This window comes from Lutimonas saemankumensis (assembly GCF_020171465.1).
Classification (GTDB): domain Bacteria; phylum Bacteroidota; class Bacteroidia; order Flavobacteriales; family Flavobacteriaceae; genus Lutimonas; species Lutimonas saemankumensis.
The window spans coordinates 1-515 of record NZ_JAIUZR010000012.1; the positions used below are offsets into that span (position 1 = coordinate 1).

Here is a 515-nt window from a genome sequence, read left to right on the forward strand (position 1 = left end):
CAGTCTCGTAGCTCAGCTGGTTAGAGCGCTACACTGATAATGTAGAGGTCGGCAGTTCGAGTCTGCCCGAGACTACTTAGTTTGTTTATATAGACTGGAAATTTTAGAAGTTGAGTAGGATGAGATTATGACACTCATAACTCACGGTTAAATCTCGACGGATAAAACTGGGGGATTAGCTCAGCTGGCTAGAGCGCCTGCCTTGCACGCAGGAGGTCATCGGTTCGACTCCGATATTCTCCACGATGAATACTTGAAAAAGTTGAATCGGAAAGAGAAAAGCGAAAAAAGTTTACTTTTTAGAGTTTTTCGATTGAGATTCTTTTAAAAGTATTCTCAAAATTGAAGTTTGAGGACGGTCTCTTTAGAGACACTCCGAAAAGCTGAAGATTTTGGACAAAGTTCATTGACATATTGGAATAATGATATCGTAATAAATCAGATTGATAGCTATTTATTTAGTTATCAATTCTAAGTTATAAAACAAAACAATAAAGAGTTCATGATATTTTTAG

At 37.1% G+C, this 515-nt stretch carries 2 tRNA genes; both read left to right on the forward strand.

The features are described from left to right. Window position 1: 1 nt before the first annotated feature. Window positions 2-75, forward strand: a tRNA-Ile gene (locus tag LCM02_RS15900). A 94-nt stretch (window positions 76-169) separates the two neighbouring features. Further along, window positions 170-243 (forward strand) — tRNA-Ala (locus LCM02_RS15905). The last annotated feature ends 272 nt before the right edge of the window (window positions 244-515 follow it).